We start from the raw sequence: 14,845 nt of genomic DNA on the forward strand, positions 1-14,845 counted from the left end.
AGGTCATCCGTTCGCACCATGAGCGCTGGGACGGCGGCGGGTACCCGGACGGTCTGGTGGGGACCGATATTCCCCTGAATGCCCGGATCTTTGCAGTCTGCGACGTGTATGACGCGCTGATCAGTGAACGCCCATATAAACATGCCTGGAGTCATGAGGACGCCCTCTCGGAGATCGGCGGGCAGTCTGGCCGGCAGTTCGATCCAGCTATCGCCCGTGCGTTTCTGAGCCTGATGCAGCGGTCCAGAGACCATGGAGCGCCACCGGGCGAGGGCCAGATCAGGCTCTTCCGTTCATCCCCACCTGTTCGGCCACCAGAGACGGACTACGCTGACCGGCCTGAAGCTCTCTGACGCCCAGCCCAGACTCCGTAGCGGCCACGCCAGCAAGTCGAGCCTGGAGGTCTCCTCGCACGGCCAGCTCGCGCAGTTCGTTCAGGCACAGGCCCGTGGATAGGGTGGGCGACATGCCGATAGTCCAGGCCAGCCGTCTTCCGCAGTGGGGGCTTGCCTCCCCGAGACTCTGTTTCCAGCGCATCGGAAATCCCCACGAGGTGGCGAGGGCGGTTCAGGCGCGGTTGGATTTCTGTGGGGGGTGGACGTCAACGTGTTCCCTGAGCAGGGTGATGATGATCCCCACTCTGGCCGAGCAGACCGCCCAGGATTTCACGGCAACAGCGGGCCAGGACGTGACTCATACGGATTCTGTTTGCAACGCGGCAGGAATCGGAAAAGCGCCGATTCCTCCACTCTGCGCCCGGAACCCGTTTTTCTCCTGCTCGCCCTGCTCGGATTTCAGGTGTTTTCCAGCGCCCTTCAATCGGAGTCTGTATGAACCACCCCGACACCGCTGGAGCCGGCACCCCGGTCAGGAGACGGCGGCACCCCGGAGCGTCGCTGCGCCGTCGGGGGCGCTGGCCCCGGCGGGCTGCACCCGCACCCTCGTGTTGTGGAAGGTGCTGCCCCCGCCCAGGTCCGTGAGGGTCTGGGCGGTCAGGGTATTGATGCTCTGGCCGTCCGGTGCTGACAGCCCCCACCATGTGCCCTCCACGACCACCACGCCCGGCTGCGTTGCCCCGGTCACCCGCACGCGGCGCTGCACCCGGCCCACCTCAGATTCCAGCGCGGCGTACTCGCCGTCGGCCAGCCCAGCCGCCTGCGCGTCGTCGGGGTGGATCAGGAGCTGAGGCTCGCTGCCCTCGGCGCGGGTGAGGTTGGGCAGGTTGCCGTAGGTGCTGTTCAGGAAGTGATGCGCCGGCGGGGTGAGCAGCCGCAGGGGATAGGCGTCGTTCAGGGCAGCCTGCGCCTCGCGGTGAACCGGCGCGGGCGCAAGCTGTACCCGGCCACTGGGGGTCTCTGCGCCGTGGGCATACGGCAGAAAGGGTGTGGGCAGATTCAGGCGCACGGTGCCCTCGGCTTTCAGCCGCTCCGGGGTCACTCCCGCCAGATACGGATGGCCGCTGTCCAGCACGGCCTCTAGCAGGTCATCCACACTCCAGTACACGCTCGGCTCGGTCACGCCCAGGCGGCGGGCCAGTTGCTGAAAGACCCAGGAGTTGGGCCGCGCCTCGCCGGGGGCCTCCAGTTCGGCGGGGTTATAGCCCAGCCAGTGGTGGCCGTAACTCGTGTACACGTCGGCGTGTTCGGCAAAGGTGGTGGCAGGCAGCACGTAATCGGCCAGCCGGGCCGTCTCGGTCAGGGCCTGTTCCAGCACGACCACCAGCAGGTCGGGGCGTTGCAGGCCGGCGCGCACGCCGCCCGAATCCGGGGCCACCACCGCCGGGTTGCAGTTGTAGATCAGCGTAGCCCCCAGCCCGGCAGCGGGGTTCAGGGCATCCGAGAAGGCGTTCATGTTGATGTGCGGTACGTCCGCCTGGATCAGGTGGGCCGCGCCCAGTTGCGTGCGGTTGAGCTTGAAGGCCCCGCTGGCGCTCAGGACGCAGCCGCCCCCTGGCACGCGCCAGTCACCGGTCAGCGCGGAGATCAGGGTGACGGCCCGCAGATTGGTTCCGCCGTATTCATGGCGCGTCATGCCGTAGCCCACCCGGATGTAGGTGGGCCGGGTGGTCCCGATGGCGTGGGCGAGGTCCTGCACGTCCTGCACGCTCAGGCCGGTTGTGGTGGCCGTGCGCTGAGGCGTCCACTCGCGGGCTGCCTCACGCAGTTCCTCGATGCCCAGGGTGGCCTCGGCGATATAGGCGTCGTCGGTCCAGCCGTGGGCGAACAGCTCGTGCATCACGCCCAGCGCCAGCGCGGCATCGCTGCCGGGCCGGAGTTTGAGGTGCGTGTCGGCATACGCAGCACTTCGGTTGCGGTACGGGTCCACACAGATGATCCTGGCCCCGGCCTTGCGTGCGGCTGTCAGCTCGGGCGTCAGGTGGCTGTGGGTGCTCAGGCTGTTGATGCCCCACAGCACGATCAGCCGGGCGTGGCGCACATCTGCCGGATCAACCGCGTAGCGCGCGCCGTAGCCCATGGCCCAGGCCTCGGTGCCGGCGGTGGCGCAGATCGTCTCGTCCAGTTCCGGGGTGCCCAGGGCGCGGAACAGCGCGTGGACGTGCGCGCCTTCCATCAGGCCCATGGTCCCGGCGTAGTTGTAGCGCAGGATGCTCTGCGGGCCGCGCGTGTCCAGCAGCGTCCTCAGGCGGGCGGCGATGTCGTCGAGCGCCGCGTCCCAGCTCACGCGCTCGAACAGCGGCTCGGCGTCGGTCTTGGGGTTCACGCGCCGCAGCGGGTACAGGGGCCGCTCCGGGTGGTTGGCCCGCGCCGGGTAATGCACCGTCTTGGCACAGGCAAAGCCGCGCGTGTAGGGGTGTTCAGCGTCTCCCGTGACCTTCAGCATGCGTTCCTGTCCGTCCTCGCCGCGCCCGAGCGTGACCCGCAGGCGGCAGGCATCGGGGCAGTCCAGCGGGCAGGTGAGCAGCACGTCACGCGTGGGAACAGAGGCGGTCATGCCGGAAGTCTACGCGGCAGGGCCGCAGGCTGGGTGGGGGTCCATCCTGATTCCGGAACGCTGGGGCACCGTGAGACGAAATCTGGAACGGTTGCCATCGGAGCTGGCTAGATTCCGTGTCCTGGCCGCGTGCGCGCTGCTGGGCAACAACCTCAAGCCGCTTTTTGAATGTGGTGTCTGGCAGCCGTGGACTGGCGTCCAGTATGCCAGTCGGTCCGCAGGGGCTACCGCGTCAGCGTACCGGGTACGTTCGGGTCATCGCCAGTTTGAAAGTGACCTTGGGCGAATCGTTCAGGCCATGCCGCCTTCATCGTGTCTTCGTGGAAATGAAGGCGTGACTACCCCGAATGATGCTGTCCACTCTGCCACTGCACACGCTACTGCACATCGTGTTTCAATCTACAATCTATAAAAAGAGAAACCCCGTCTAGGACGAGGTTTTGTTGGTGTACCCGAAGGGATTCGAACCCCTGGCCTTCTGATCCGTAGAAGGACTTTGCACCCTGTTTGGGGAGCCGCGCCCAGTGCTGGAAAACACCGTTTGAGCCTCGCCTGGCGCGGAAGAATCAGAGATGGCGATAGGGCAGATTCAGGCATCGAGCGGAAAGCAAAACAACCGGGCGGAAGGGGTTTACTGCACACGCTACTGCACACAGGGCGATCCTGGTCTGCTCTCATCTGTTCTCATGGTGGGGTGGGGCCACCAGCAGGTCAACGGGCAGAGATGTTGGCGCATTTACGCTGCACCTGGGCGGCGAAGTACGGGTTCCTCAGCGCCTTGCTCGCCACCAGATCGACGGGCGCAGCCAGAGCGTTCTCCAGGGCGCTGAGCAGGGACAGGTAGGTCGGACGTCTACAGAAGTTGGCTCAGATCGCCCCGAAGTTCCACTTCCAGCGCGTACAGATCGTTGCCCCCATCCTGCCTTGATCCCAGGGGTGTGGTGCAGGGCACCTTTCCGGCCGCGTTCCATCAGATATCTGGCCGGGCGCTGCCGCCTGAGTGCCCCATTCGGGTGCATCGCCTTGGCCCAGCCCATACTCATCTTGCTCAGGATTCTGGCATGATATGGATCGTGCCCCCCTCAATTCACGCCCATAGCGGCCCCCTGAGCGGCCCCGCCCTGCCCTCCCCGTGGTGGCCTGAAGCGTGGCGCTTCTCCGGGACACAGTGACCCCGGAAAAGTTGACTCCGGAACAGGGCGCGCTGCGGACAGAGGCCCGGCGGCGCCTGGCCCAGTTGGCACCGCTGGAGACCTGGGAGGGCTGGGAGGCCACGGCGCTCATCCATGAAATGCGTGTCCAGCATGTCGAGATCGAGATGCAGAACGAGGAGCTTCAGCACAGCGTGGCCGACCTCGAATTCGAGCGCCGGCACTATCACGCCCTGTACGAACACGCCCCCTCGGCCTACTTCACGCTGAACGCCGCCGGGGACATCCTGGACGTCAACCTCGCCGGAACGCGGCTGCTCGGCTTCCAGCGGGACCAGCTGCGCCTGCGCCCTTTCAGGCTGTTTCTCGTGCCTGAGCAACGCGCCGGGTTCGCCAGTGTTCTGGACACCCTGACGCAGGCTCAGTCCTCGCGGACGCACCTCTTCACGCTGGAGCAGCGAGGCGGCGAACGCCTGGAGGTGCAGCTTCAGGGCCTGACCCTGCCCAGCCCAGCGCAGGAGCCGCCCAGCGTCCTGATCACACTGATGGACATCACGCCGCTCTCACAGGCCCGCGCCCACCTGGAACACCTGAATGCCACACTTGAACATCGGGTGAGCCAGGACACCCGGGCGCTGCTCGACCTCAACGCCCAGTTGCACCACCAGGCCCGGCACGATTTCCTGACCGGCCTGCCCAACCGGGCCGCCTTCGCGGACGCACTCCGGGGGGCGCTGGACGGCCTGCACCAGCATGGGCAGGACTTCGCGGTGTTGTTTTTCGATGTCGACCGCTTCAAAGTCATCAATGACAGTCTGGGTCATCCGGCTGGGGATCAGGTGCTGGTCGAACTCTCCAGGCGGCTGCGTGAGGTCACCCGGCCCGAGGATGACCTGTCCCGGCTGGGTGGGGACGAGTTCGCCATCCTCCTTCACAGCGTCACGGATCCAGAGATCATCCCCAGCGTCATCGCCCGGATGGACGCGGCGGTGCAGCGCCCCTTCGTGCTGGAGGGCCAGGAACTGTACCTGACAGTCAGTACCGGCATCCTGCTGGTGGGGGACGGCTACCACACGGCTGAGGAAGTGGTCAGAGATGTGGACGTGGCGCTGTATCAGGCCAAGCGTGGTGGGAACGCCGGGTCGAAGGTGTTTGTGCCTTCCATGCGCGATGAAGCCAGAGGGCGGCTGGAACTCGAAGCACAGCTCCACCACGCCCTGGAGCGTCACGAACTGGTGGTTCACTATCAGCCGATCGTGGCGCTGGAAAGCGGCCAGGTGCTGGGCCTGGAAGCCCTGGTGCGCTGGCAACACCCGCAGCGGGGTCTGCTGCTGCCCGGTGTGTTCATCCCGCTGGCCGAAGAACTGGAGCTGGTCGGGGAGATCGACCGCTGGGTGTTGATGGAGACCCAGCGCCAGACCGCGCGCTGGCGGCTGGACAGGGCCGGGACCCACCCGCTCTGGATGAATGTCAACGTGGCGGCCCAGAATCTGGAGCAGATCCGCCAGGTCACGGATCAGCTCCTGATGCACGCCACTCCTGCCCCGTGGCGGGTGCTGGTCGAGATCACCGAACGGGTGCTGACTTCCCGCGAGGAGGGCGATCCCGGGACCCTGGAGGCCCTGCGACTGGCCCAGGTGGAACTGGTGCTGGACGACTTTGGCATGGGGTTTTCATCGCTCAGCGCCCTGCACCGCTTTCCGGTCAGGATGCTCAAGATTGACCGTTCCTTTGTCGCGGCGCTCGATGAAAACGCCAGCCTGATCCGGGCCATCGTGCTGATGGGCGAGGCGCTGGGGCTGACAGTGGTGGCCGAGGGCGTCGAAACGCAGGAACACCAGCGGGCCCTGCTGGAACTCGGGCTTAAGGTTGCACAGGGCTGGCTGTTCGCGGCCGCGCTGCCCCCTGAAGAGGTTGAGGCGTACTTGCGAACGAATCACCGACTGGAGTGAGGGGCAGGAATGAATGGCTGTGCCACCTGGGACAACCCTTCAAGTGTGGAACGGTGCTGTGCACCGCTTCACCCCGCCCTGCTGACGTTGTGTTCAAGCTTCTGAACGCTGAGGCTTTTGTTTTCCACGATGTCCTGGAAGATCAGCTTCGTGCGGGCCTCCATTTCCCTGGCTTTGCGGGTGTATTCCTCGGCCAGTCGGGCATTCCCAGCCGCCGCGAAGTCCTTGCCGGTGTGTTCCAGAAGCATGCTGGCTTCCTCCAGCGCCCGCATCGTCTGCCACAACTTGTCCTCGATGGCCTCCGTGACGCTCGCCAGCAGGGTGTCGCCGGTATAGGCGTGCCCGGTGTGGCAGCGGTAGCGCGTGAAGCCCCCCTCTTTGATCTCCACCAGCACGCCGCCGCAGTCCGGGCAGGTCTGCGGCGTGACCTTGCCGAAAGCCATTACGCCTTTGCGGAAGGCGTGGGCGCTGCTGGCGATGCTGACCTCGATGCCCACCCGCCGGCGGTCATCTTCAGGCACATTCACCTCCGGGAGCGTTTCTACAGGCTCAGCGCACAGCCGCGCCAGCAGCGCCGCCAGGTCGGCGGCCCGCACGCTGTGGTCGACCTCCACCTGATTGAGGGCACTCTGAGGCATTGAGTCATACTCAGCGTCCTGCACATCCTGCACCACGGCCACGCCGCCGAAGTGCTTGATCGTCCAGAGACCCGAGGTGCCGTCGTCCAGCAGGCCGGACAGGACCACGCCGATCACGTTGGCCCCCTCGCTGTACGCCGCCGAGCGAAACAGGGTGTCGACAGCGGGCCGGACGCGGTTTTCCTTGGGGCCCTTGGTCACGCGGAACTGGCCGTCCTCGATGAGCAAATGGTGATCCGGGGACGCGCAGTAGATCTGGCCCGGCAGGACGGGGTCGCCGCTGGCGGGCTGCGACGCCGGCAGTGGCCCGGCCCGGCCCAGAATTTCTGCGAGGGCGCTGGGCGCGTAGGCCGGGATGTGCATCACGATGCAGATGGCCGCCGGGAAGTCGGCGGGCAGCCCCGCCGCCAGCTCTATCATTGGCGTCAAGCCACCCGCAGAGGCGCCGATAACCACCAGTCGGAAAGGAAGCATGGCGACAGTATGCGCCTGGCCGTGGCAGTTCCCGTACAGTCTTCCTGAAGCCGTACCCAGGACAGCACAGGCCCAGGACAGCGCGGGGCTGCTGGGCGCAAATGCGGGCGGCTCCAGCACTTACCAGCTGACTTCGGGATCGCCCAGCTCGGCCCCCAGATCGCGGGGCAACTGAATCCAGAAGACCGAGCCCTGGCCCAGCACACTCTCGGCCCAGATCCGGCCCCCAGAGCGCTCGACGATCCGCCGGGCCAGCGCCAGCCCCAGCCCCTGACCCTCGAAGTCCCGGTCGCTGTGCAGCCGCTGAAACAGGCCAAAGAGCCGCCCGCTCTGCCCGGGGTCAAAACCCACGCCATCGTCGCGGACGCTGAACAGGAACCCATCCTCCTGCTCCTGCACGCCCACATGAATCCGGGCCTCGGAGCAGGGGCGGGTGAATTTGACCGCGTTCGAGAGCAGGTTGCCAAAGACCATCTGCAGGCTCAGCGGGTCGGCCTGAAGGGTCGGCAGCGGGTCATGGGTGATCTGCAACTGCCGGCTGTGCCGCTCTGGCCCCAGATCGAGTACAAACTGATCGACCAGCCGGTTCAGATCCACGGCCTGATGACGGCCGAGCGGTTGACCGCTCTGGAAAAAGCGGGTCAGCGACCCCATCAACGCGTTCATGTGCGAGGCCGCCCGCAGCAGATTCTCCAGGAGCCGGGCGCTTCTCTCATCGGGCGTCTGGAGGGTCTGGCCCAGCAGCCTGGCAAAATCGCCGACTTGCCGCATGGGAGCGCTCAGGTCGTGTGTCATGGACTGCAGGAAGGTCTGCAGTTCCTCGCTGAGCTGCTGGGCCTGCCGGGTGCGCCGCTCGGTCTCGCGTTGCGCGGTCTTCAGTTGCGTGATGTCGGTCAGCGTCAGGCGGGCCAGGGAAGCTGGCTGCCCAGCGGAGCCGGAACCAGCCAGTCCCGTACACTCCAGGAGCGCGTCCCAGTGGCGGCCACCGAGGTCAAGCATCCTCACTTCCATCCGGGAGCGTTCGGTGTCACCTCCGGGCAGAAGAGCGGCGTGCAACAGTTCTGAGAAGGCGGCGCGCTGGCCGTTCCCGACAAAGAGCGCGAACGGCCGCCCCACCAGGGCTCCACAGTCGGCTCCCAGATGCAGACACCCGGTCTGGTTGATCTCCTGGATCAGGCCGCCCTGGTCACACACCACGTAGCCCACGGGCGCGAACTCGAACAGGTCGGCGTAGCGGTTGCGGGCCTGCTCCAGCTCCAGGTTGATCTGGCGCAGCTCCTCGTTCTGCTGTTCGAGCTCCACCTGGTGAACGTGGAGTTCGTGTTCCTGCTGCTTATAGCGCTGCTGAAGGTCATTGAACGTCGTCATGGTGGCTCCTGAACCGGTCGATTAGCAGGCAGTGCCAGTCAGGCAGGGCCAGTTGAGGGGGACGACGATCCACTGCGACGAATCCAACACAGGTCAAATGTGAGCTTGGCTGAACCTGGATGACTAAGTATAGGTCTGATGAAGATTTCAGACTGTGAGGGTGGCAAGGCACACGGGGTTTCGGTGCCCTCCAGAGCGGGGCACAGTGATCGGGGTCCTCAGCCCCTCTCCGGGCAGGCTGGCCCCAGCGGCCCGCAGCTCAGCTGACCTGCTCACCCGGCGACGGCTCATGAGCTTTGATCAGGTCGATGTTGGTGAAGGCCACGACCACCCCACCGATGTAATTGTCGGCCGTCCGGTAAGCACTCACGCGCATCAGATACCACTGGTCCCGCCCGGTCTGCTCGGCATTCTCCCTGGGATGGGCACCGAGCGTCTGAACCTGCACCTCGAAGGGTTCCAGCGTCTTGAGAACGCGGGCGATGTCCTGGAGCAGGTGGCCGTAGCGCAGGTTGACGTAAAAATCGGTAATCGGCCGCCCCAGATCCGCCGGCGTCAACGGGATGATGGCGCTGATGAACGGCGTGAAGCGCCGGATTTTCAGGTCGTTGTCCAGAAAGACGGTGGCCGTTCCTGCCCCCTCCAGCAGGTTATTGGTGTCGTCGTTGGCCTGGGCCAGGTTGCGGATCACCACCTGATGCTCGGCGTTGATGGTGCTCAACTCCTCGTTGAGCGACTGGAGTTCTTCTTTCGAGGTCATCAGTTCCTCGTTGCTGCTCTGGAGTTCCTCGTTGGTGCTTTGAAGCTCCTCGTTGGTGCTCCGCACTTCCTCCAGGGTGATCGCCATCTCCTCACCCGTGGCTTGCAGGATTTCCCGGCTGTGGTGCAGTTCCTGCTCCAGCGCCACCACTTGGTCGGTCTTTTCGGGAGAGGCCAGACCAGCAGTTTCAGGGATATCCAGCCGCTCCTGAAAGGCGATCATGACCAGTCCAGACTCTGGCCCAGGCAGTGGGGTCACGATCAGATCCAGCGTCTGGGAGGAGCCCTCGACGTCCACCTGCAGGCCGCTGCGCACCACCTTGCGGCCTGTACTCAGGGCCTGACGCACGGCGGTGGGCACCTCGTAGCGCAGCTCCCCCCGGGCCATCTCGAACACGTTGTTCAGACCCCGTCCGGGTGACAGTTCCAGGTAGCGGGCAGTGCGGCCATGGACGAAGCGCACCTCACCCTGCCCGTTGACCACCACCGCCGGCGGCGCATAGTCGGCCAGCAGCGCCTTCTGGGCCTGCTGGGCCAGTTCCACGCTGCGGCTGCTCTCTGGCCTGGAGGGCCGCCCTGACCGGCCTCCGGCCGCCTGACCCGGCCCAGCGGCTACGGGCGTGTGACGCATCGGCGGCAGCTCGGCCACCCCCTCCTCGCGCTGATAGATCTTCCAGCGCTGGTCAAGCGTCTGGAAGTGATCCCGCTGGGCGCCGACCGTCTCGCTGGCCCCCAGGAACAGCAGGCCCCGGGGCCGCAGTGCGTAGCGGAACAGCGCCAGGATCTGGCCTTGCAGCTCAGTGTTCACGTAGATCAGCATGTTGCGGCAGCACAGCAGATCCAGGCGCGTGAAGGGCGGATCGCCGAAAGTGGAATGGGGGGCAAAAACCACGCTCTCGCGGATATCGGCCCGCACCTGATAGCGGTCGCCCTTGACGAAGAAATACCGGCTGAGGCGTTCGGGCGAGATGAGGTAAGCGATGTCTTTGGAGTACAGCCCCTGGCGCGCCCGGTCGATGGCCACCTGGTCGATGTCGGTGGCGAAGATCTGCATCTTGACCGCGTGATCCGCGCTGATCTCCCCGAGCAGTTCATGCAGCACGATGGCCACCGAGTAGGCTTCCTCGCCCGTCGAGCAGGCGGCCACCCAGACCCGCAGGGTGTCCTGCTGCTGGGTGTTGGCCTGGAGGTAGGCGCGCAGATGCTCTTTCAGGGCCTCGTAGGCCTGCGCATCGCGGAAGAAACTGGTGACATTGATGGTGAAGTCCTGAAACAGTGCCTCGGTCTCGTTGGGCACCTCTTCGAGCAGCTTGAGGTACTGGGACACGTCCTGCACGCGCCAGTCCAGCATCCGGCGCTCGATCCGGCGAATCAGGGTGGCGCGCTTGTAGCGGCTGAAATCGTGGCCCGTGCGGCCCTGGACCAGGCGCAGGATCTTGTGCAGGGGCGAGCCTTCCGGGTCGCCGTCCGTGATCAGGGCCACAGAGTCGACCGTCTGGGTCAGACCGGTCAGGCTCAGCAGCCGCGCCGCGAGGTCGTCGGCGGGCAGCACGCCATCGGCGAGATGGGTGGCGGCGGCGCTGCTGGGCATGGAGGCGTATTCAGCCGTGTCCGGATCCTGCACCAGCACCCGGCCGCCCCGCTGCTTGATGGCCTGGATGCCCCGCGTCCCGTCGCTGCCCATGCCCGACAGCACGATCCCCACCGTGCGCTCGCCCTGATCGGCGGCCAGCGCTTCAAAGAACGTGTCGATCACCTTTCCCCTGGCGGCCGCCGGGTCTTCCAGGCGCAGAACGCCGTCCTGGACGGACAGGCTGTGGCCAGGGGGAATGACATGCACCTGGTCGGCCTGGAGGGCCATGCCGTCCTCGATCTGGACGACGGGCAGGCTGGTACAGCGCCTGAGAATGTCCGGCATCAACCCCCGGTGGTGGGGATCGAGGTGCGGCACCACCACGAAGGCCAGGCCCGTGATCGGTGGTACCCCCAGAAAGAAGCGTTCATAGGCGTTGAGTGCGCCCGCCGACCCCCCGATGGCCACCACGGCAATGGGCGGCGTCCGGGGACTGGCCAGATCGCCTGACAGAGTGTCCAGGCTGGCGGGTAGCGTTTCCAGTTGGGCATGTTCGTCGGGCATAAAAAGCTCCAGGGGAAGGGCGGAAACAGGGGCGTCGTCAGTGCAGTCAACTTTGAAGCTCAGCTTCTCGCCCACCAGCGACACATCGCTTAATCTAAACTACGCAAAATCGGTACAAGTCCAGTTCCCCGTTTCGGCAGGCTGAACCCGAAGGTCGCGCCTTCGCCCACGTGGCCTTCGGCGAACACCTGACCGCCGTGCTTCAGGATCAGGCGCCGGACGCTCGCCAGCCCCACCCCCGTCCCGGTTGCTTCCTGGACACTGTGCAGCCGCTGGAACATGTTGAACAGCCGGTCCTGGTAGCGCGGATCAAATCCCAGGCCGTTGTCCTGCACGAACACCCCCCATGCATTTCCCTGATCCTCCGCCCACACCTTGATGACGGCGGGATCACGGGTGCGGGTGAACTTCAGGGCGTTCTCGGTCAGCTGGGTCATCACCTGGGTCAGGGCCTCCCGGTCCCCCCACACCGGCGGCATGGACGCCATCTCCCAGCGGATCTCCCGGGTCAGCAGGTCTGGCAACAGGCGCTCCTGGAGCTGCGCCATGATGGCGTTGAGGTCGACCTTCGTCAGCCGCAGGGGTTGCTGCGACGCCCGTGACAGGTCGAGCAGGGCGTCGATCAGGGCGTTCATCTGTGTTCCGGCCTGCTCCACCACGTCCATGTAGCGGGCACTGCGCTCGTCGAGCTTGCCGTCCAGTGAACTCCGGGCCAGCCGCAGGAAGCCGATCATGTGCCGCACCGGGGTGCGCAGGTCGTGCGAAATCGAATATGAGAAGGCCTCGAGGTCTTCGTTGGCGACCGAGAGTTCCTGGGTGCGGGCATCGAGCGCGTCTCGCTGGGCGGTCACCGTCCGGGTCTGCCGGGCCCGGTCGAGCGCCAGGTCCAGACTGCGGCCCACCGCCCGGAAGATCCCCCTGTCGCGCTCCGTCCAGGTGGCCCGTGTCCGTGACCCGATGATCATCACGCTCTGCATCTCGTCACGCTGAACGAGGGGATATCCAGCGACCGCTTGCAGGTGCGCCGACTCCTCGATCCACTGGGCTGTGGCGTCCCAGTGGTCGATGAACGCGGCGGTATGTTCCCGGAGGATCAGCGCGAGGTTCGACTGTCTGAGGGGGAAGCCTGCCTGCAAGCGGGAGAGCAGTGCTGGATCGAACCGGGCGTTCCAGGCCACGGCCTGGAACAGGTCGAGGTCGGCCTCGCGTTCGAGGTAGACGGCGTCGACACCACAGGTGTCCGCAAGCAGGGTAATGGCCCGCTGTACCAGGGACTGAACATCGGTCTCGCTGCGCACCTCCTCGGTGAACCGGGTAAAGGCCTCCAGCGCGGCCCGTTCCTCATCGAGCTGCCGGGTCTGCGCCGCACGCTCCAACGCCAGTTCAAGGCTTTGCACAGCCGTTTCCAGCAGCACCCGGTCCACGCTCGACCAGGCCCGCTGCTGGAACAGGGCGAACGCCATCACCCCGAGCGGTGTGTTCCCCACCCGCATGGGCAGCGTGGCGGTCGCTCCGATGTGCCCCACGACCGGGGCGAGTTGATCGGTATCCTGGGCGTACACATCCTGGAAATACGGTTGCCCGCTGGTCCAGGGGATCAGCAGGTTGGTGGTCTCGGCGTAGGGCAGGCCGGCGTCGATGGCGGCCTGCAACTCAGGTGAGTGCAGCGTGCCGTGCTGAACCCGGTTGTGCCAGCGCTCGCCTTCAGGCTCGTAGTACAGGGCAGCCCCGTCGCTGAGCATCGACATCACCACCTCCTGGGCGCGCCGGATCAGCAGGAGGGGATCGGTGGTGAGCGCCAGGTCCCGCGTCAACTCCGCGAATGTCTCGAGGGCCCGGGTCCGGGCCAGGAGTTCGGCGTTCTGGAGCATCAGTTGCCGGGCGGTCTCGGTACGTTCCAGCGCCAGATTCAGGCCCCGTCCGACTGCCCGCACCAGCCCCCGGTCGGCCTCGCTCCAACGCTGGGTGTCCCGGAGACCGACGGACAGCATCCAGTGCAGTTCACCGTTGACCAGGAGCGGATAGTTGGCGGCGGCCCCGTACTCCTCGCTCAGCGCCACGCCCTCCCGCGCTGCCTCCCAGACGTCGGTGAACACCGGTTGCCGGGTCTGGAGAGCCTGCGCGAACATCGGCGTTTGCGCCGGGAGTCCGTCGGCGATCATGGCGGCCAGATCAGGGCGCATGTCGTCACTCCAGACCCGCGCTTTCCACAGGCCATCTTCCTCCTCGTAGTACGCGGCGGTGATCCCTGGAAAGCGGCCCTGGAGGACCGTGATGGCCTGCCGGATCAGCGTGAAGAGGTCCGTTTCGCTGCCGACCGCTGTGGTGAAGGCCATGAAGGTTTCCTGCGTCTGAGCGTCTTCGAGGATCGTGCGGGTGCGTTCTTCCAGATGCCGCTCCAGCAGGTGAAGACTGTCGGCCCGGCCCAGGGCGACGGCGCCCTGGGAAGCCAGGGTCCGCAGGAACCGGCGCTCCTGGGGCGTGAAGGTGTGCGGTTCCCGGAAGTCCAGCACCAGGCTCCCGAGGGGTCGCCCATCGAGGAACATCGGCAGGACGGCGGTGGCGACTGCCGCGCCCGCGCCAGTCCGGGCTTCGAGGTCTGGGTAGACGACCTTGAGTTCGCCGGCGTGCTCGAAGTAGAGCGCCTCGCGGGTTCGCAGCACGTCTGCGGCCGGTCCGTGGTCCTCGACCAACCCGTCCTGCCAGAGCGTCTTGACGCCCGGAACGTAGCCCTGGTGCGCCGCCATCCGCAGGTGGCGCCCGGCCGCCTCGTCCACCAGCAGCACCGCGCCGGCGACCGCACCCAGGGCTTGCAAGGCGGGGGCGAGCACCACGTCCAGCACCTCGGCCTGGGTTCTTGCCGCTGCAAGTGCCTCCGTGACGTCCTGAAGATGTTCGGCCAGAGATGGAGAAGGAGAGGCCTCAAGAGGATCGAAGGAGGCGTCAGCCGGCGAAGTCATGCTTCACCCTAGCCGTTTTGCTCTGGGTGTGCGGTGGCCGGCTGTGCAGTCGTGCGGAAACAGCTGGCGAATCCAGGTCGCAAGCAATTTGGCAAAGCGCGAAAGCCTCGTTCCTTTAGGGCGATCACCGTCCAGTCAGTCACAGAGGCGAACAACACTGATCGCCAGGGCGGTCAACACATGCTGGAGACGCGCTTTTTGCAGCCCTCGACACCGGCAGTTCCTCAGTCCAAAGGCCCGAACCCTCTGTGAAAGGGTGACCTCAATGCCCCAGCCTGAAGGCAGACCCGTCTTTTCCCAAATGTTCGGGCGCCGTGAACCTTCTGTCAGTGCCCAGGGACTAGCCTGCCGTATGTCTCCCCGTGTCCCGCACGCCACCGTGCACCCGTTTGACCGGGTTGAGGACATCATGTTCAGCCTTGACGCGAATCAACGCCTGACCTTCGTGAACGCC

At 65.8% G+C, this 14,845-nt stretch carries 8 protein-coding genes; 2 read left to right on the forward strand and 6 right to left on the reverse strand.

The genetic code is table 11. The annotated features are described in order from the left end of the window. Positions 1-353: HD-GYP domain-containing protein (locus Q319_RS26475; RefSeq protein WP_281173850.1), on the forward strand; the 353-nt coding region annotated here is incomplete at its 5' end. A gap of 514 nt (positions 354-867) precedes the next feature. On the opposite strand, the gene Q319_RS0118735 is transcribed toward Q319_RS26475, so the two are convergent. Continuing rightward, positions 868-2,952 carry a molybdopterin oxidoreductase family protein gene (locus Q319_RS0118735; RefSeq protein ID WP_029483972.1) on the reverse strand — a complete coding sequence of 695 codons (2,085 nt, stop codon included), beginning with the start codon at positions 2,950-2,952 and terminating at the stop codon, positions 868-870. Between the two features lie 1,147 nt (positions 2,953-4,099). Here Q319_RS0118735 and Q319_RS27385 point away from each other — a divergent pair. After that, a complete protein-coding gene (locus tag Q319_RS27385) occupies positions 4,100-6,055 on the forward strand; it encodes a putative bifunctional diguanylate cyclase/phosphodiesterase (RefSeq protein WP_156039454.1) in 1,956 nt (651 codons plus the stop codon). A 68-nt stretch (positions 6,056-6,123) separates the two neighbouring features. Here Q319_RS27385 and Q319_RS0118745 read toward each other — a convergent pair whose 3' ends face one another. From Q319_RS0118745 to Q319_RS29185, 5 genes are all read right to left on the reverse strand, one after another. Then, entirely contained in the window at positions 6,124-7,167 is a 1,044-nt protein-coding gene (locus Q319_RS0118745) for a chemotaxis protein CheB (RefSeq protein WP_029483974.1), read from the reverse strand. 120 nt (positions 7,168-7,287) lie between these two features. Continuing rightward, entirely contained in the window at positions 7,288-8,535 is a 1,248-nt protein-coding gene (locus Q319_RS25760) for a sensor histidine kinase (protein WP_051655552.1), read from the reverse strand. 259 nt (positions 8,536-8,794) lie between these two features. Further along, complete coding sequence (locus tag Q319_RS0118755) at positions 8,795-11,431, reverse strand: CheR family methyltransferase (RefSeq protein WP_029483976.1); 2,637 nt, start codon at positions 11,429-11,431, stop codon at positions 8,795-8,797. 89 nt (positions 11,432-11,520) lie between these two features. After that, complete coding sequence (locus Q319_RS25765; protein WP_081846162.1) at positions 11,521-14,391, reverse strand: GAF domain-containing protein; 2,871 nt, start codon at positions 14,389-14,391, stop codon at positions 11,521-11,523. A gap of 135 nt (positions 14,392-14,526) precedes the next feature. Beyond that, the gene (locus tag Q319_RS29185; RefSeq protein WP_081846163.1) at positions 14,527-14,802 is read right to left on the reverse strand and encodes a transposase; all 276 of its coding nucleotides are present in this window, start codon (positions 14,800-14,802) and stop codon (positions 14,527-14,529) included. Positions 14,803-14,845 lie beyond the last annotated feature (43 nt).

This window comes from Deinococcus marmoris DSM 12784 (assembly GCF_000701405.1).
GTDB classification, from domain to species: Bacteria; Deinococcota; Deinococci; order Deinococcales; family Deinococcaceae; genus Deinococcus; species Deinococcus marmoris.